Source organism: Polaribacter litoreus, from assembly GCF_054584775.1.
This window is the reverse complement of sequence record NZ_JBTLRD010000007.1, coordinates 133,326-152,019: the sequence shown is the minus strand read 5'-3', so window position 1 is coordinate 152,019 and position 18,694 is coordinate 133,326. Positions and strand designations below refer to the sequence as shown.

General features: G+C 29.1%; 20 protein-coding genes and 1 pseudogene. 18 read left to right on the top strand and 3 right to left on the bottom strand.

What is annotated here, in order from left to right; genetic code table 11:
- Positions 1 to 31 precede the first annotated feature (31 nt).
- Both ACW9UN_RS08170 and ACW9UN_RS08165 read left to right on the top strand, forming a co-directional pair.
- Positions 32 to 2,506, top strand: a complete 2,475-nt coding sequence (locus ACW9UN_RS08170) for a DUF5686 and carboxypeptidase regulatory-like domain-containing protein (RefSeq protein WP_459485629.1) — start codon at positions 32 to 34, stop codon at positions 2,504 to 2,506.
- A 20-nt stretch (positions 2,507 to 2,526) separates the two neighbouring features.
- The gene (locus ACW9UN_RS08165) at positions 2,527 to 2,769 is read left to right on the top strand and encodes a MoaD/ThiS family protein (protein WP_459485626.1); all 243 of its coding nucleotides are present in this window, start codon (positions 2,527 to 2,529) and stop codon (positions 2,767 to 2,769) included.
- Between the two features lie 36 nt (positions 2,770 to 2,805).
- Here the strand turns inward: ACW9UN_RS08165 and ACW9UN_RS08160 are convergent, their stop codons facing one another.
- Positions 2,806 to 3,078 (bottom strand): DUF3817 domain-containing protein, encoded by a 273-nt coding sequence (locus ACW9UN_RS08160; protein ID WP_459485625.1) that lies wholly within the window; start codon positions 3,076 to 3,078, stop codon positions 2,806 to 2,808.
- A 62-nt stretch (positions 3,079 to 3,140) separates the two neighbouring features.
- On the opposite strand from ACW9UN_RS08160, the gene ACW9UN_RS08155 reads away from it, so the two are divergent.
- Complete coding sequence (locus tag ACW9UN_RS08155; protein ID WP_459485622.1) at positions 3,141 to 3,563, top strand: molybdenum cofactor biosynthesis protein MoaE; 423 nt, start codon at positions 3,141 to 3,143, stop codon at positions 3,561 to 3,563.
- Positions 3,564 to 3,577: 14 nt separating this feature from the next.
- Here ACW9UN_RS08155 and ACW9UN_RS08150 read toward each other — a convergent pair whose 3' ends face one another.
- The gene (locus ACW9UN_RS08150) at positions 3,578 to 4,945 is read right to left on the bottom strand and encodes a saccharopine dehydrogenase family protein (RefSeq protein ID WP_459485620.1); all 1,368 of its coding nucleotides are present in this window, start codon (positions 4,943 to 4,945) and stop codon (positions 3,578 to 3,580) included.
- Between the two features lie 71 nt (positions 4,946 to 5,016).
- On the opposite strand from ACW9UN_RS08150, the gene ACW9UN_RS08145 reads away from it, so the two are divergent.
- The 14 genes and pseudogenes from ACW9UN_RS08145 to ACW9UN_RS08080 all read left to right on the top strand — a co-directional run bounded on the left by ACW9UN_RS08145 (position 5,017) and on the right by ACW9UN_RS08080 (position 16,563).
- Complete coding sequence (locus ACW9UN_RS08145) at positions 5,017 to 5,394, top strand: DUF423 domain-containing protein (RefSeq protein WP_397445463.1); 378 nt, start codon at positions 5,017 to 5,019, stop codon at positions 5,392 to 5,394.
- A gap of 88 nt (positions 5,395 to 5,482) precedes the next feature.
- Entirely contained in the window at positions 5,483 to 7,093 is a 1,611-nt protein-coding gene (gene pckA, locus ACW9UN_RS08140; protein WP_459485617.1) for a phosphoenolpyruvate carboxykinase (ATP), read from the top strand.
- Between the two features lie 385 nt (positions 7,094 to 7,478).
- Positions 7,479 to 7,976, top strand: coding sequence for a hypothetical protein (locus ACW9UN_RS08135; protein ID WP_459485615.1), 498 nt, complete (start codon positions 7,479 to 7,481; stop codon positions 7,974 to 7,976).
- A gap of 208 nt (positions 7,977 to 8,184) precedes the next feature.
- Entirely contained in the window at positions 8,185 to 8,460 is a 276-nt protein-coding gene (locus ACW9UN_RS08130) for a hypothetical protein (protein ID WP_459485613.1), read from the top strand.
- A 65-nt stretch (positions 8,461 to 8,525) separates the two neighbouring features.
- Positions 8,526 to 9,275 carry a GLPGLI family protein gene (locus ACW9UN_RS08125; protein WP_459485611.1) on the top strand — a complete coding sequence of 250 codons (750 nt, stop codon included), beginning with the start codon at positions 8,526 to 8,528 and terminating at the stop codon, positions 9,273 to 9,275.
- Positions 9,276 to 9,318: 43 nt separating this feature from the next.
- Positions 9,319 to 9,633, top strand: a pseudogene (locus tag ACW9UN_RS08120) (carboxypeptidase-like regulatory domain-containing protein); the annotation flags it as partial.
- A 96-nt stretch (positions 9,634 to 9,729) separates the two neighbouring features.
- Positions 9,730 to 11,949: a hypothetical protein gene (locus ACW9UN_RS08115; protein WP_459485610.1), complete on the top strand. Its 2,220-nt coding sequence runs from the start codon at positions 9,730 to 9,732 to the stop codon at positions 11,947 to 11,949.
- Between the two features lie 65 nt (positions 11,950 to 12,014).
- Positions 12,015 to 13,241, top strand: a complete 1,227-nt coding sequence (locus ACW9UN_RS08110; RefSeq protein WP_459485608.1) for an Nramp family divalent metal transporter — start codon at positions 12,015 to 12,017, stop codon at positions 13,239 to 13,241.
- Position 13,242: 1 nt separating this feature from the next.
- Entirely contained in the window at positions 13,243 to 13,974 is a 732-nt protein-coding gene (gene pxpA / locus ACW9UN_RS08105; protein WP_459485606.1) for a 5-oxoprolinase subunit PxpA, read from the top strand.
- Positions 13,967 to 14,698, top strand: a complete 732-nt coding sequence (pxpB, locus tag ACW9UN_RS08100; protein ID WP_459485604.1) for a 5-oxoprolinase subunit PxpB — start codon at positions 13,967 to 13,969, stop codon at positions 14,696 to 14,698. Before pxpA ends, pxpB begins: the two co-directional genes overlap by 8 nt.
- Positions 14,691 to 15,542, top strand: coding sequence for a 5-oxoprolinase subunit C family protein (locus ACW9UN_RS08095; protein WP_459485602.1), 852 nt, complete (start codon positions 14,691 to 14,693; stop codon positions 15,540 to 15,542). The genes pxpB and ACW9UN_RS08095 overlap by 8 nt, the downstream gene beginning before the upstream one ends.
- Positions 15,543 to 15,661: 119 nt before the next feature.
- Positions 15,662 to 15,997 (top strand): YtxH domain-containing protein, encoded by a 336-nt coding sequence (locus tag ACW9UN_RS08090; RefSeq protein ID WP_459485600.1) that lies wholly within the window; start codon positions 15,662 to 15,664, stop codon positions 15,995 to 15,997.
- Between the two features lie 3 nt (positions 15,998 to 16,000).
- A complete protein-coding gene (locus ACW9UN_RS08085) occupies positions 16,001 to 16,357 on the top strand; it encodes a hypothetical protein (protein ID WP_459485599.1) in 357 nt (118 codons plus the stop codon).
- A gap of 5 nt (positions 16,358 to 16,362) precedes the next feature.
- The gene (locus ACW9UN_RS08080; RefSeq protein WP_459485598.1) at positions 16,363 to 16,563 is read left to right on the top strand and encodes a DUF6327 family protein; all 201 of its coding nucleotides are present in this window, start codon (positions 16,363 to 16,365) and stop codon (positions 16,561 to 16,563) included.
- 83 nt (positions 16,564 to 16,646) lie between these two features.
- Here ACW9UN_RS08080 and ACW9UN_RS08075 read toward each other — a convergent pair whose 3' ends face one another.
- Positions 16,647 to 17,672 (bottom strand): helix-turn-helix transcriptional regulator, encoded by a 1,026-nt coding sequence (locus ACW9UN_RS08075; RefSeq protein WP_459485596.1) that lies wholly within the window; start codon positions 17,670 to 17,672, stop codon positions 16,647 to 16,649.
- A gap of 469 nt (positions 17,673 to 18,141) precedes the next feature.
- Here ACW9UN_RS08075 and ACW9UN_RS08070 point away from each other — a divergent pair, with 469 nt between their 5' ends.
- Entirely contained in the window at positions 18,142 to 18,591 is a 450-nt protein-coding gene (locus tag ACW9UN_RS08070; RefSeq protein ID WP_459485594.1) for a ferritin-like domain-containing protein, read from the top strand.
- Positions 18,592 to 18,694: the final 103 nt, after the last annotated feature.

Here is an 18,694-nt window from a genome sequence, read left to right as displayed (position 1 = left end):
ATGTTTGCGTCTATCAATTAAAGCCAACCAAATGAAAAGAAATCTTTATCTGCTTTTATTGTTTACATCTTGGATAAGTATTGCACAAGTAAAAGGAAAAATTACAGATATTAACAAAGAACCTCTATCTTTTGTGAGTATCTATTTAGATAACACTGTAACAGGAACAACTTCTAATGATAATGGAGATTATGTTTTAGAACTCAATAAAACAGGAAGATACACTGTTGTTTATCAATTTTTAGGATACAAAACTCAAAAAAAAGAGATCAACATTACCACTTTACCCTTTACGTTAAACATACAATTAGAAGAAGAAAATATTCAGTTGGATGAAATTTCGATTTCTACGAAAGACAATCCTGCGAATCGAATCATCAGAAATGTAATTGCCAATAAGGATAAAAATACAGACAAGTTTGCCAAGTACACCGCAAAATTTTACAGCAGAGGGTTATACAGAATTAAAGACGCACCAAAGAAGTTTCTTGGACAAACTATGGGAGATTTTGGTGGAGGTTTAGATTCTACCAGAAGTGGTATTATTTACCTCTCTGAAACTGTTTCTGAAATTAAATTCCAGAAAAAGCCAAAAAAGTTTAAAGAAAACATCATTGCATCTAAGGTAAGTGGTAGAGATAATGGCATCAGTTTTAATAGGGCAGAAGATGCAAATATCAATTTTTATAACAACAGTGTTGAATTTGGTAATTATTTAGTATCACCAATTTCTACAAATGCATTTAGCTATTATACCTATAAATTAGAAGGTTCTTTTTATGATAAGAATGGCAAACTTATCGATAAAATTAATGTAATACCTAAACGTAAAAACGATGCCGTTTTTAGTGGTTCTTTATATATAGTAGAAGATGATTGGGCTTTATATGGTGCAGATGTTACAGTAACTGGCACACAGGTAAATATACCAGTGGTAGATGCTTTACAACTAAAACAAAACTATAATTATTCAGCAGAAAATGATGCCTGGGTTTTAATCAGTCAAAGTATCGATTTTAAGGTAAATGCTTTTGGTTTTAAGTTTGATGGTCGATTTTCATCAGCTTATTCCAATTACAATTTTTCACCAGATTTTAATGAAAATACATTTACCAATGAAGTGTTAACTTTTGAAAAAGAAGCTACCGAAAAAGATTCTGTGTATTGGAATCAGTTACGTCCTGTTCCTTTAACAAAAGAAGAAGTTAAAGACTATAAAATAAAAGATAGTATTAAGGTAGTTCGCAAATCGAAACCGTATTTAGATTCTATTAATAAAAAACAAAACAAGTTCAATTTTTTATCACCTATAACAGGGTACACCTATCGAAATTCTTACGAAAAATGGTCGCTATCATTTAATGGCTTAATTGAAACTTTGAGTTTTAATACGGTGCAAGGATTTCATACTTCTTTAGGAGCTAGTTATTTTAAAAGTCAAGATGATAAAGGCAAATGGTGGTCAGCTGGTTTTGATGTTGATTATGGTTTTTCAGAAAAAAAAGTTAGACCTACTTTTTATTTTAGTAAAAAATGGAATAATATTTCTAGGCCAAGAATGTATATTACTGGTGGTGTAACTACTGCTCAATTTAATAGAAGAAACCCAATAAAAAAATTAGATAATTTAATTCGTTCGTTAACAAGAAGATTAAATTATCTTAAAATTTATGAAAAAGAATTTGCCAGAATTGGATATTCTGAAGAAATTACAAATGGTGTTTTCTTTTCATCATCTTTAGAGTACGCCAACAGAAAACCGCTTTTTAATACTTCAAATTACTCTTTTGCAAGGCAAAGTAAAAATGATCCGTACACATCTAACAATCCTTTAGAGCCTAACAATTTTACGAGTTCAGTTTTTGAAACCCATAAAATAGCTACTTTAAATATTGGAGCAAGGTTTGTATTTGGCCAAAAATACTTGTCTTATCCTAATCAAAAATTTAATGTTGGTAATGATAAATATCCTACATTAAGTGTAAATTATAGAAAAACATTTGCGGCAGATAATTCTGAATTTAATGCTGATGTTTTTATTGCAAGTTTAAAGCAAAATATGAATGCAGGAAATTATGGAAAGTTATTTTACTATGTTAGAGGTGGTGTGTTTTTAAAGCAAAAGAACATTGCATTTATGGATCATTTACAAGTGAAAGGAAACCAAATGTTTGTTGTAACCGATACCAATCGAAAAAATAATTTTGGATTGCTTGACTATTATAAATTTTATACCAATGATAAATATGCAGAAGGGCATATAGAGCATAATTTTAAAGGAGCATTGCTGGGTAAAGTACCGTTGATAAATAAGTTGAATTTTCATTTAATTGCTGGTGCAAAAGCAATGGTTATGTCAGATATAAAACCGTATTCTGAGTTTTCTTTAGGTTTAGAAAATATAGGTATTGGAAAATGGAAGTTTTTAAGAGTAGATTTTATACGATCTTTTCACGGAACTTCTAAAAAAGATGGCATTCTATTGGGATTAGATTTATCTTTTTAAGTTGTATATATTTGTAGCTTATGAAAATTAAAACACTTTTTTTTGGAATAACAACAGATTTAGTGGGTGCCACTCAGTTAGAGATTGAGGTTGCTAAAAACACCTCAATTGAAGCCTTTAAAACTATTGTACAGCATAATTTTTCAACTTTAGCAAAGATAAATTCTTATGCAATTGCAGTGAATGAAGCGTATACAGATGATGACTACCTGTTAAAAAATGGCGATGTTGTGGCTATAATTCCGCCTGTAAGTGGAGGATAAAGGCTTCCCAAAGGGAAGAAAAATCAAATCGAAATTTTAACGTAAATACTTTTTATCAACATAAAAAGTACCAAATGGGATTACTGAACACAACATGATGATGCTTAGTGATTTATTGTCCCAACCCATTTCTTTTTTTATCACAATAGCTAAAACAATGTACAACATAAATAAAATTCCATGAGGCATCCCTAAAATTTTTACATATTCAGCATTACCTTGTAGATATTTAATTGGAGTTGCAATAAACAATAAAAGTAAATAAGAAACGCCCTCTAAAAAACTAACAATTCTAAATATATTTTTCATTTTGTAAAGTATAGAAAATTACTTGGCAAAGATAAAATATGAATTGTTATTTTTACGCTTAGATGAAAAGAACTTATATAAAAATAACTTCTGAAAAATTAAACCTACAAGCATGTTACGATTTTGTAGAAGATAATGCCTGTGGAGGTATAGCAGCATTTGTGGGCACCGTAAGAAATGATACGCAAGGCAAAGAAGTTACCCAACTCGATTTTTCTACCTACAAACCAATGGCGATTAAAGAAATGCAGAAAATCGCTAATTTGGCTTTAGAAAAATTCGATATTAAAAAAATAGCCATTCATCATGCAGAAGGCATGTTGCAAATAAAAGATATACCAGTGATTATAACAGCATCTGCCAAACACAGAAAAGCTGCTTTTTTGGCCTGTGAATTTGCGATTGACACCTTAAAAGAAACTGTGCCTATTTGGAAAAAAGAGCACTTTTCTGACGGTGAAATTTGGGTTAATGCACATCCTTAATTAGATCTAATTTTTCACCCAATTACATGATTGGGGTTATATCCTAAATAAGGGACTTCTTTTTCAGTAAACTGTATACCATAATGTTCCAATTCCTTTAAAATAGGAATATACACTTCTTTAGAGATTGGCAATTGTACACCAGGCGATTTTATTTCACCTTTTAAAATTTTTAAAGTCGCAATTGCAACTGGTAAACCAACAGTTTTAGCCATGGCTGTATAAATTTGATTTTCACCAATCACCATTAAGCTACTTTCAATTTGATGCTTTTTACCATCAATTTCATAACCAAACAAATGTTGCATTACAATCATGTCTTTATCCTCTTGTTGCAGTGTCCAAGAATCTTCTAAAATCTTTTGTAATACCTGAGCAGGAGTAGCGTTTTTAAGCCCAATTTTTTTCTTCGGATTAAAAAGATCTAGCTCAACTAATTTCTCCCACATCACATCATCTTGATCAATTTTTAAGTAAGAGCGTAATTTTAACTCTACAGAATCTGAAGGAGAATACGCTAAAAATAGATTCACAAAATCGCGATAACTCATGTTTTCAGAATGCTCAATGGCATACGAATCATCAGTCATTCCTAATTGCACAAAAATATTCCAAGCTCTAGAAAATCCTACTTTTCTAATAGTACCCCTATACATGGTTGGTATATCATCTAAACCATAAATACTTCTATATTTTAAAGAATCTCTATTGGCGTAAGCTTCAAACTTGTTATTGTTGATGTTTAAAAACTCAGTTCTTCTAAATAATTTATGGTAAGGTATGTATTTATAGGTACCTTCTTGAATAAACTTAGCAGCACCTCCTTGACCAGCTAAAACCACATTTCTTGGGTTCCAAGTAAACTTATACTTCCATAAATTGGTATCACTTTCAGGAGCCACCAAACCACCACAAAAAGATTCAAATAATAACAGTTTGGCATTATTAGTTCTTATTCTGTCAATTACTCTCATTGCACTGATATGATCTAAACCTGGGTCTAAACCAATTTCATTCATAAATACCAAGCCTTTTTCTTTTACCTCTTTATGTAAAGCTTTCATTTCTTTAGAAATGTAAGAAGCTGTAACTAAATGTTTGCCCAATTTTAAACAATCTTTGGCAATTTTTAGATGCAACCTTGCAGGCAACATAGAAATAGCGATGTCGCATTTTTCGATATATTTCTTTCTTTGGTTTTTGTCAAATACATCAAATTGTACAATAGTCACTTTTTCTGGTTCTTGTACTAACTTTTTGGTGTTTTCAATATCAATGTCTCCAATGGTTAGAAAAATAGGTTCTTCATCAGATTTTTCTAGCAAGTATTTTATTAAATAAGAACTAGATTTTCCTGCACCAACAAGCAATATATTTTTCATAAAGAATACCGTATTTTTGTCTTTTTGTAAAGATATCAATAATGTTTAAAATTAAACAAAAAGAATAATAAATGTTTAAAAATTTAGTAATTACATGTTTTTTAGGATTGTCAGCAGTTATTTTAGGTGCTTTTGGTGCACATGCGTTAAAAGAAACTTTAACTGCAGATCAGTTACAGAGTTTTGAAACCGCAGTTCGTTATCAAATGTATCATACACTTGTTTTATTGTTTGTAAATATTTATGATGGTTTTTCGTTAAAACAAAAAAACACCATTAGTTCCCTTTTATTTGCTGGAATTTTTTGTTTTTCAGGTTCAATTTATCTTATACAAATTACCTCAATTACTGCAAAATCAATTTGGTTTATTACACCTTTAGGCGGTTTGTTTTTTATAATCGGTTGGCTTTCAATGATTGTAATATTCGTAAAGAAATTGAAAAAGTGATAAAAATTTGATATTTTTTTGGTTAAAATACTTCTATTTTAAATTATTGTGTAATTTTGTGTTATACTTAAAATAAAAAAATATTGATATGGTAGATACAAATACGAAATCGATTTCGTTAAATCGTCTAGGAATCAAAAATGCTACAATTCGTTACCAACTAACCTCTAATGAATTGCACCTAGAAACAATACAAAAAAAACAAGGTGAAACGTCTTCTTTAGGAGCAATTGCCGTAAATACAGGTGAGTTTACAGGGCGTTCTCCTATGGATCGTTTTATTGTAAAAGATGAAATTACAAAAGATAAAGTTTGGTGGAGTAAAATCAACTTACCTTTTGAAGAAGAAAAATTTGATAAACTTTACGATAAAGTTGTTGATTACCTATCTGAAAAAGAAATTTATGTTAGAGATTGTTATGCTTGTGCAGACGAAAACTATAAATTAAATATTAGAGTTGTAAACGAATATCCGTGGAGCAATATGTTTGCGTATAATATGTTTTTACGTCCAACAGAAGAAGAATTAAAAGACTTTTCACCTGAGTGGACTGTTATAAATGCGCCAGGTTTTATGGCAGATGCTGAAGTAGACGGAACGCGTCAACATAACTTTGCCATTTTAAATTTTAGTAAAAAAATAGCTTTAATTGGGGGTACAGGATATACAGGTGAAATTAAAAAAGGAATTTTTTCTGCTTTAAATTTTGTGCTACCTGTTTATAAAAATACATTACCTATGCATTGCTCTGCAAATGTTGGTACAGCTGGTGATACAGCTATTTTCTTTGGATTATCAGGCACAGGAAAAACTACGCTTTCTACAGACCCAAATAGAAGTTTAATTGGTGATGATGAACATGGCTGGACAGCAGAAAACACGGTTTTTAATTTTGAAGGAGGTTGTTATGCCAAAGTGATTAATTTATCACAAGAACAAGAACCAGAAATTTTTGCAGCCATAAAAAAGGGAGCCATTTTAGAAAATGTGGTTCTAGATAAAAATGGAGTTGTAGATTTTGCAGATACTTCTATCACTCAAAATACAAGAGTAAGTTATCCTATTTGTCATATTGATAATATACAAGAGCCATCTATAGGTAAAAATCCAAAAAATATTTTCTTTTTAACTGCAGATGCTTTTGGGGTGTTGCCTCCAATATCTAAATTAACACCAGCACAAGCAGCGTATCATTTTATTTCTGGTTATACAGCAAAAGTAGCAGGTACAGAAGCAGGTGTTACAGAACCAACACCAAGTTTTTCAGCATGTTTTGGTGCACCTTTTATGCCTTTACATCCTACAAAATATGCAGAAATGCTAAGTAAAAAAATGAAAGATGCAGGCGTAAATGTTTGGCTAATTAATACAGGTTGGTCTGGTGGAAAATACGGAGTAGGTAGAAGAATGCCTTTAAAATACACCAGGGCAATGATTAATGCTGTTTTAGACGGAGAGTTAGGAGATTATACTTATGAAAAATACCATATTCATTCTGTATTTGGTGTTGCACAACCAAGAACGTGTCCTGGAGTGCCCACAGAATTATTGAGCCCAAGAGCAACATGGAATAACGATGAAGCGTATTATGAAACCGCTTTTAAATTATCAAACGCATTTAGACACAATTTTAAGCAATTTGAGGAATTTGCGAACGAAGAAATACGTAGAGGAGGTCCTCAACGTTATGCTCATTAACGAGCCGTTATTGATTTTTGTTTAGACAGAAACACCTCAATTTTTGAGGTGTTTTTTCATTGGTGTGAGATTATATTATTGAAAAAACACACTACTCATTAATGTTTTGTTGAAGATTTAAACTATTTTTTAACAAAATTATTCTGTTCGTTACATTATAATTACCTTAAATTTCAGAAATTTAATTTGTATGATTAAAAAGTGCTATTTAATATTTTTTCTATTTTCTTTTACTATCTCCTCTCAAAATAGTAGAAATCTTGTAAAAGGAATAGTTAGAGATTCTTTGGGACTAACTGAAAATATTAATCTGAATACATCTCAAGGAACAAATACCAACTATAAAGGAGAGTTCGAAATATTAGCTGTTACTTGAGATACAATTATGATTTCCTCTATACAGCATAGTAGTAAAAAAATTATTGTTACAAAGCATATTTATAAAAATCACAAGTTAGATATTTTGTTAAAATTTAAAACCTATTTATTACAAGAAATAAAACTAAAAAACCACACATTATCCAAAATTTTAGATATTGACGCTAAAAAAGCTCCAAAAGATAAAATAGATTCTATTGTAAAAGACAATTTAGATTTTAGTAAAGTAGATTTTTCTATGAAAGATTATAGAATAGACGAGATTGATAGAATGAAACCACCAATAGTAATTACTAACCCTACACAAAGATATCAAGGGCTTAATTTTTCTGGTCTGCTTTCCCTTTTTAAAAAACGAAAAACTTATGAACCTGTACAAAAACATAAAGATTTATCAGACAAAGAGTTTTCTGAAAAAATAGAGAAAGAGTTAGGCGAAGATTTTTTTACTAAAACTTTAAAAATACCTAAAGAAAAATATTTTCTTTTTTATAGGGTATTGTAAAATGTATAAATTAAAAAGTTTGTACAAACAGAATAAAATGCTCGAAATTATAAAATTATTTAAAGAAAAAAGTATAGAATATTTAAAAATTAGTAGAGAAAATTAGAAATAGCTTTCTTTTTAAGAAAAAGTATAAATTTTCCTTGCATATTTATTTATTTATTTATTTATTTATTTGGTGTAATATTAACTATTAAATTATTACACTATGAAAAAATTATTATGTATTACATTGTTTAGTATTGTGCTTATGTCTAGCACTACTAAAATTGAAAAAGAAGAAGTAAAACTAAAAGAAAATATTGAAAACATCGCTTTTTTTGGTTGTGGTTCAGAAGGAAATGCCTACTATAGTATGCTTATTATGGAAGGCGAAACTCATAGAGACGCGAGAGAGTCTAGAAGAGCTTATGTAAGAAAATGTAGAGGTGGTGGTTGGAATTGGGTTTTTGGTATATGGACTTTCGGAACAATCGGACTTTAAACAATTAAAACTATAAACGTTACATAAGGCTTACTTTTTAGTTAAGCCTTTTTAATTTTTAAAAAATGAAAAATATTATTTTCAGTATTTTTTTTCTTTTTTATTTTGGTCTTCTAACATCCCAAAATAAAAAACAATATTTTAAAGTAAAAGCAAGTTATGGTGTAAAGACTAAAGTAGATAAAACAAAAAAAAGCTATAAATTTTTGCTCGAGCGAATGCCTGAAGTTGCAATGAAAAAAGAAAGCATATCTTCAGAATTCGATTTTACACTAGTTTTTAATGATACAACGTCAGTATTTTATTTAGAAGAAAAACTTTTTTCTGATAATTCAATTGCAGCCTTTGCTTTATTAGATGCTAAATATTATGGTCGTATTATTCAAAATTCTGAAAATTATATAACGGAAGAGTTAAATGAAGCTTTTGGTAAGTTTCTAGTATCACGTGCATACCAAGAATGGAAATTGCACGAAGAAACTAAACAAATAGGGGATTATTTGTGTTTTAAAGCAACCTCTTTTAGTACAGTAACTAATCCGAAAGGAAAAATATTTAGAAAAGATTTTACAGCTTGGTATGCACCTGAGTTACCTTATAAATTTGGCCCAATAGGTTATGGAAATCTACCTGGTTTAATTATAGAACTACAAGGAGAAAGTTTTACCTATGGTGTAAAAAAAATTGAATTTATAGAAGGGGAAGATAAAAAGAACCTAATGCCCAAGCTAAAAAAGAAAAAACTAATAACAGAAGTGGAATTTGAAAAACTGGCTGCAGAAGATGAAAAACGTTGGCGTAAACGTAATAATTAATTTTTCAATATCAAGATGACAAAATCCAAAAAAGCAATATTGTATTGCTTTCTTTTTTTTTTCTAGTGTTTTCTTAGCACAAAGTAAAAACATTACTTTTTCAGGAACTGTTTTAAATGAAAATAAAGAACCTATAGAGAGTGCTACAATTATTGCCAAACCAAAAGAAGGCAATTTTAAAATAGTATATGCTATTACAAATTCAATTGGGATTTATAAGTTAAATCTTGTTAGTAATGTAACTTATGCATTAAGTATATCTCATATAAGTTATAATAGCTTAAAAAGAGAAGTTGTTTTTGATAAAAATATAGACAACTACAATATCATTTTAACTTCAAAAGATGAGCAGTTAGATGAGGTTATCATTAATTATGATTATCAACCCATTGTAAAAAAGAAAGATACCATAACTTATAAACTTAATGCGTTTACCAATGGTAACGAATTTAAAATGAAAGATGTTTTAGAAAAGTTACCTGGTGTAAAAGTAGAAAATAGCACCGTTAAAATTCAAGGTAAAACTGTTACAAAGCTGTTGGTAGAAGGTAAGCCTTTTTTTGATGGGAGCACAAAACTTGCCATAGAAAACATACCTGCAGATGTTATGGATAAAATTGAAATCATATCCAACTACAAAGAATCTGAGCTATTAAGAAATTTGGCAGACAATGAAGATTTGGCATTAAACGTAGTATTGAAAGAAGATAAAAAGAATTTTATTTTTGGTGATATTGAAACAGGCTCAGGTGTCGCTTTAGATGAGTTTTATAAGTTGCATCCTGCACTATTTAAATACAATCCAAAATCAAACTTTAGCTTTATTGCAGATGTAAATAACTTTAATGACAATAGTTTAAGTTTTAGTGACCTTTCAAGATTGGTTGGTAATGCCAGCAATCTATTAAGACAAGGAAGTTCAGCCAACAGTTTATTAAGTCTAGCAACTGGTAATGAAGAACGTTTTCAATCGTTAACAAGATTTTCTGCTTTTAATTTTCAAAAAGAAATTAGTGGTAAATTTACCATTTCTGGTTATGCTGTTCACTCAAATAATGATATTCAAAACAAAGCAATTTCTCAAAGAGAATATATAGTTAATGATACTTCCATAGAGGAAAATAGAGAAGATTTTAGTAATACAGCTAATAAAGCTTCAATGTTTACCATAAAATTAGATTATGACCCAAATAGCAATCAAAAGTGGTTGTACAATGCGAACTATTTAACTAATAGTTCCCTTTTCGATAAAGAATCACGATCCACTTTAGACGATGCAAACCAATTTTTTACAGACGTTAATGGTGATAATTACAATTTTTCCCACAACTTAGAAGGGTATTTTAAAGTAGGTAAAAAACATACATTAGGTGTAGCTTTTTATCAAAATTTGGTAAAAACGAACTCAACTAATAGTTGGTCAAGCAACAATATTTTCTTGAATGATTTTTTACCTTTACAAAATGCATCTAATTATGAAATACGTCAAAATAATGATATTGATGCAAAACAAGTTGCTTTTTTAGCTAAGGACTATTGGTTAGCAAGTAGGTATTTTCATTTGTTTTACGATGTAAAATACTCTAAGAAAAATTCCACAATAAACACCAATATTAGTCAAATTCTTCCTGATGCAACAGTGGTAAGCTTTTCAAATTTAGATAATAACAATGTTTTACAACTTTCTGATGCTAGTTTTGGGTTAGGTATTAAATCATTGATAGGTAAAGTTGAGTTTACTTTGGAAGGCAGACCTCATTTTTATAACTTCAACAGAGTACAGTTTGAAAATAGCATCTTTTTTATAGAACCAAAACTTACACTTACTTACAAAATTGATGATGATATTGAACTAGATTTAGATTATAACTACAGCAACAAGTTTCTGAATGATTTAGACTATTTAGAGAATTTAAAAATATTGAGTTTTAATGCAGTTTTACAAGGTAATCCTAACCTTGTAGATGAAAGGTCTCATAATTTTGGCTTATTTTATAGTAATTACAAAAATGTTGACGAGTACTTTTTTAGCTCATCTTTGGATTACAGTATTAATAATCCAGTAAGAAATAATGGTATTTTTCAAAATGGAATTAATCAATTGAATGCACCCATTTTATTACGTTTGGCAGAGCAAAGTTTGAGTTCTTTTAATGAGTTTGGTTTTGTTTTCAACAAATCGAGTTTAGACTTTACCTTTAGTTTAGATTGGTTTAAGACTAATCAAGTTATCAACAATAATGTTACACAAATAAATTCTTACGAATACTATCTAAAAACGAAATGGCTTTATAAGTTAACTAAAGTATCACAAATAAATTTACAATATAAATATTCTGGTTATAATGTAGTAGCTGAGGGAGATAATAACTCTAGTGAACACACATTTTCACTATACTTCGATACAAAACTGTTTAAAAACTTAATTTTTAAAACCGATTTTTCTACAAATTTTGTCTCAAATTTTGATGAAGGTACACAAAATTATACCATTCAAAATTTGTTTTTAGGGTACTCAAAACCAAATAGTCCTTTCTCTTACAACATTAACTTCAGAAACATTTATGATAATGGTGTTATTGTTAGAAATAATTTTAGTAGTAACGTATTTATCTCTAATCAAATATTTACCTTACCCAGAGTTTTCTTATTTGAATTAAATTATAAGTTTTAATTTAACCAAAGTATATTTTCTATTTAAAAAAGTATCTTTATTCAGTAAACGAAATAATATTTTTTATGCTAAAAAAGTACTTCAAAAATATAGGTCCAGGCACTTTAGTAGCAGCAGCTTTTATTGGTCCAGGCACAGTAACTTTATGTACGTTGGCTGGTGTAAATTTTGGATTCAATTTGTTGTGGGCAATGTTATTGTCAATCATTGCAACCATTGTTTTACAAGAAATGGCTGCAAGATTGGGTGTTATTTCTCAAAAAGGATTATCGGAAGTTATTAGGGAAGAAATTAAAATTCCGTTTTTAAAACAAATTATTACCATTTTAATATTGTCAGCTATTGTTATTGGAAATGCATCTTACGAAGCAGGAAATATTAGTGGAGGTATTTTAGGATTAGAAACCATTTTTGGCGAATTCAAATATAATTTTGATTCATTTTCTATCAATTTGATGAGTATTGTAATTGGTATAATTGCTTTTATATTATTGTACATAGGCAATTATAAATTCTTAGAAAAAGCATTAGTTGCACTGGTTTTGTTGATGAGTTTTTCTTTCGTAATTACTGCAATTATAACGAAACCCAATGTTTTAGAGATTTTAAAAGTAATGTTTGTGCCCAAATTTCCAGAAAAAAGTTTACTCACCATTATTGGTTTAATTGGTACAACAGTGGTGCCTTACAATTTGTTTTTACACGCCTCTTTGGTAAAAGAACGATGGCATCAAAAAGAAGATGTAAAGTTTGCAAAAAAAGACACGATAGTTTCTATTATTTTAGGAGGATTGGTTTCTATGGCAATTATCATTTCAGCAGCTTCAATTTCGTCAAAAGACATTTTAAATGCAGCAGATTTAGCAGAGGGTTTGGTGCCTTTATATGGCCAATTTGCCAAATATTTTTTAGCTTTAGCTTTGTTTGCAGCAGGAATTACATCTGCAATTACAGCGCCTTTAGCAGCTGCTTATGTAGTCAAAGGTTGTTTAGGTTTTAAAGGAAATATGCAATCGAAATCTTTTAGAGCAGTTTGGATTACAATTCTATTTTTAGGCGTTTTATTTTCATCAATTGGTATAAAACCCATAGAAATTATAAAATTCGCGCAAGTGGCTAATGGAATGTTATTACCAATTATTGCAGGAATTTTATTGTGGATTATGAATAAAAAGAATGTTTTAGGCAATTTTGTAAATACAAAAACGCAAAATATCTTAGGATTTGTAATTTTAGCAATTTCTATATTTTTAGGTGCAAAAGGTATTTTAAAAGTCTTTAACTTCTTATAAAATGAATATTGATATTAATTGTGATGTTGGTGAAGGTGTTACAAACGAGCATTTGTTAATGCCTTATATTTCGTCTTGCAATATTGCTTGCGGAGGTCATTTTGGTGATGTAATTTCGATTGATAGAACCATCAAGCTCGCAATTAAAAACAACGTAAAAATTGGTGCACATCCGTCTTTTCCTGACAAAGAAAATTTTGGTAGAAAGTTGATACAAATTTCTGACGAAAACTTAAAGAAAAGTATTCAAAATCAAATGAATTTATTTTTAGAAAGATTGTCTTTGTTTGATGCAAAATTACATCACATAAAACCACATGGCGCTTTGTATAATGCAATTGCTGTAGATGAAAAGTTGGCTATTTTCTTTATTGATGTTATACAACCGTATTTAAAACAGGCTTGTTTATATGTGCCATATCATTCTGTAATAGAGAAAATTGCTTTTAAAAATAACATCAAGATAATGTATGAGGCTTTTGCGGATCGGAATTATAATAACGATTTAACTTTGGTTTCTAGAAAACAAAAAAATGCTTTATTAGTTGATGAAAAAGCCGTTTTGAATCATATTTTACAGATGATAAAACATCAGAAGGTAAAAACAATTTCAGGCATAGAAGTATCTATAAAAGCAGATACTTTTTGTGTTCATGGAGATTCTAAAAATGCTCTAGAAATTGTAAAATATATACATAAAGAATTAACAAAAAAAGGTTTAACTATTGGTTAATAATCTTACATATAAACCATTTGGAGCAAAAGCAATTCTTATTGAATGGCAAGCTATTATTGATGATAAAATTTTAAAAGATATTTTACTTTTTAAAGATAAAATTACATCAAACCAAACGATTGCTTGTGTAGATATTATTCAAGGATATAATTCCTTAACCCTAATTTTTGAGGATGTTGTTACTGATTTTAACACTCAAGTTGGTGTATTAAAATCAATTTATGCATCTAAATTAATAACAAAGAATCAACAATATTATCAATGGCAAATTCCTGTTTGTTATGATGTTACTTTCGGAATTGATTTAAAAGAAATGTCTGAAAAATCTAATTTAGAAATTAGCGAAATTATTAAGTTACATACAAACAAAGATTATACAATTTACTTTATTGGTTTTTTACCCGGATTTTTATATTTAGGAGGTTTACATCAACACTTATTTTTTGATAGAAAGCCAAATCCGAGATTAAAGGTACCAAAAGGTTCTGTTGGTATAGGAGGGATGCAAACAGGCGTTTATCCTAATGATTCTGCAGGAGGTTGGAATATTATTGGTAAAACTCCCATCGAGTTTTTTGATGTAAATAAAGACAATCCTTGTTTTGCAAAAGCTGGAGATGCTATAAAATTTATCTCCATTTCTTTGGATGAGTATTTTAAAATTGAAAAACAAATTGCGCAAAAAAAATATCAACTTATAAAAACTTTACAACATGCTTAAAGTTTTAAAAGCTGGTTTTTATACTTCTATTCAAGATAAAGGTAGGTATGGTTTTGCATCAAAAGGCGTGCCTATTTCAGGGGTTATGGATGCTTACTCAGCAGATTTAGCTAATGGTATTGTAAACAATTCTTTTGATGCTGCTGTTTTAGAAATTACATTTGGAGGTTGTAAGTTAGAATTTTTAGCCCCAACATCAATAAGTATTACAGGTGGAGATTTTTCGCCCAAAATCAATAACAAATCTATACAACTCAATAAAAGAATTTATGTAAATAAAGGTGCTATTTTATCCTTTGGAAAAGTAAATTACGGTGTTCGATGCTATTTAGCAGTTCAAGGAGGTTTTCAATCTGATGTAAAACTTAACAGCATAAGTTTTTATTCTCATATTACTAAAGATTTTATCCTCAGAAAAAATGATGTAATTCCTTATAAATCTTTTTATAGTGATGGTGATGCTTCCCAATCATCCATAAAAATCAACAAAACTCATTTTGAATCTAACATAATGAATTGTTATAAAGGGCCTGAGTTTGATTTGCTAAATGCACATCAACAAAGAAGTATTGCCCAACTGAAATTTACCATTTCTAAAGAAAATAGTAGAATGGGATACAAGCTTAATGAGGAAATAGCTAATACTCTGCCACAAATTTTAACTTCTGCAGTATTGCCAGGTACAGTTCAATTAACTCCATCTGGCAAGCTAATTGTGTTAATGCAAGACTGTCAGGTAACAGGTGGGTATCCAAGAGTTTTACAACTCACAGAAAGATCTATCAATATATTGGCACAAAAATCAACCCATGATGCGCTGCAATTTGCCGTCCTTGGCATTTGAGTTAAGATTCACTTTAATAGAGTTAAGCACAACTGCACTCTTCCTTTACATTTGTAGTGTAATTGATATGTAAGTCATAGAATTACAATATTTAAGTTTAACCATTAAAACCATTACAAATGAGTAATAACAACACCAATACAATAGTAGGATTATTAGCAGGAACAGCAATTGGAGCAACTTTAGGAATTTTGTTTGCACCAGATAAAGGGGTAAAAACCCGACAAAAAATTGCAGACGAAGCTGTAAACGCAAAAGATAAAATAGTAGAAACTGCAGCAGATGTTAAAGAAAAAGTAGCTGCTACATATTCAGATAAAAAAGAAACATTAGACTCGCAATTAGAGTCTGTAGTATCTAACGTAAGTCATAAAACCGAAGATGTAATTACTACTTTAGAAAAGAAGTTAAAAGACTTGAAAGAAAAAAATAAAAAATTACAAAAGACAGCCTAAAATATGGATATTTTAAAATCTTTAAAAGATACCTCTGAAGACGGAGCTGATATTGGTAAGAAGTATATAGAGGCTTCTTACAAGTATAGTAAACTTAAGGTATTTCAGATTTTAACCCATTCTATAAGTAGCTTAACCAAACTTTTTTTAATAGGTAGCTTGCTCTGTGTAGGTGTAATATTTATGTCTATTGCAGGAGCAATTGCTTTAGGAGATTACTTAAACAATACGTCTCTAGGATATTTACTTGTTGGTTTTGCCTTAATGATATTTGGTTTTGTCGTTTATTTATTCAGACAACTTATCGATAAGAAAATCATTATAAAAATATCTCAACAATTTTTTAAATCTAAACCATAACCATTATGAAAACGTACACCTCTTTTGCTGAAATTGAAAAAGATTTAAGAAAGTTAGAACTTGAAAAAGAAATTGCAAAAGAAGAATTAAAAATTGTAAAACATAATTTTGAGGAATTCTTAAAACCTGTAAACTGGTTAACGTCAGCTTTTAGGACCATTAGTAAATATGGTATTTTAATGTTGATAAAAAAAATTTTAAAATAAGAAGAAAAATAAGTTAAATTATGTAATTATAATGGTTGGTTGATTAGAGCCTTGATATTTTATGAAATATCAGGGCTTTTTTATTACGCTACTTTTTTTAGTTTTTTTTTAAATTGATTTGGAGTGATACCATATTTTTCTTTGAATATCTTAGAAAAATAACTTCTACTACTAAAACCAATACTATATACAATTTGAGAAATATTTAAATCTGTATTTTTTAACATATCTCTTGCAGATTCTAAACGTACATGCCTAATATATTCTGTTACAGTTCTATGATATAAAAATTTAAAACCCTCTTGTAACTTGGCTTGCGTAAGGCCAGATTTAAATGAAAGCTGATCTAAAGAGTAGTTTTTAGCAGGATTGCTTAAAATGCCATTGCCAATTTTTCTAACAATTTTTAAATCGCTTTTATTGACCCCCTCTGGTAATTTATTTCCAGCTAATATTTTATTGTGTTGTTGAATATGCATAGATAAAATCTCATAAATTCGAGATTCTATTTTTAAAATTCTAAGCATACCTTTAGCTTTTATTTTGTGCATTCCCTTAATAAGGTCTGCCATTTTTAAATTTAAAGTACCATAGCTAGCAAACCTGTTATCATGATCTGTATCTACAAAAACTTCATAGAGTTTATCATTTAAGGTAGAAACATTTGTAGTTCTTTTCTTAAGGAACTGTTTTCTAATGATTTGAATGATGTTAATTGCCAATTGTTCATCCTTTGGAAAAATAATATCATTAAAACCACCATCTTTATTTGTATAGATTAAAGATTGAAATTGCCCAACTTCTTTTACATTATTGTGTAAACCAAATTTGTGTTTTAAGCTACCGAGAGAAGGATATATAAAACGAATAGGGTTAAATACGTCATGAGATTTTACGTTTAAATGTATTTCTTTATGAAATTTTATTTCAAAATCAAGTAAATGAACACCCCAGTCAAAAGGGATATATCTTATATATCCAATTCCATTTTCATTATTCATTCTTAAAACAAACTCACTCCAACGTTCTGTTATTTCTCCACCTATAGCATCTTGAAGCTGCTCTAAAAAGTCTTTAGGACTATCAGCAATAATCTCAATATGTACCATAATTTATTACACTGTTAAATTAATTACCAATAATAAGATAATGGTAAAAGTAAAATAATTTTTAATAGATTTTACATTTTAAATTAATATTTAGATTAAAAATTATTTCTAATAAAATAATAGCATACGAAACAGCTAGAAAAACAGCTAAAAAGGCAAACTTGAACATCATTTAAAAGATGAGTAACATTAAGTTATTGTCATTTTTTATTGATAAAAATCATTAGCAGAACTGGGCTATGATACTAGAATGTTGAAAAAGTAAACTGACAGATACGTTTTAGAGATTATGAACTAGTTATCAGTCTATCGTTTTTTATTTGAGTTAAAGGTTACATCTTTTGAACAAAAAGAACATCTTGTTTCATAGTATTTTTGATGTGAAAGAAAAAGTAAAATAAAATTTACATGATGTAAAACGTTTAGCATCAAAAAAATAAGATAAACGTTCATAATAAATTACAATGCAATGAATACGTACACAGAACATGTAGGAGAAAAATTAAATGAACTTTTAGAAAAAACTTACGACGCAGAAAAAGGTTTTAAAAATGCTGCTGATAATATTGAAAACACAGCTCTAAAAAATTATTTTAAATCAAAAGCACAAGAAAGATATAATTTTGGACATGATTTAAAAGAAGAGATTAAATCTTATAATCAAGATGTAGACAAAGGTGGTAGCTTAAAAGGTTCTGCACACAGAGCTTGGATGGATATCAAAGCCATGTTATCTTTAGACAACGAAGCGTCCATGTTAGAAGAATCTATTAGAGGAGAAAAAACAGCCGTTAAAGAGTATGAAGAGGTATTAAATGAAAATCACTTACCAAGTAGCACAAAATCGTTGTTAGAAACACAGAAAAACAAAATAGAATTTGGTTTAGATAATATCAAAACTTTAGAAGATATTCATTAAAACAAATTCCTTTTACAGTACATAAAAGAGTTGCCTTTTGGGCAACTTTTTTTATGTAATGATGTGATTTTTTAAGAGTTTATTTGAGTTAAAATTAAAGCGA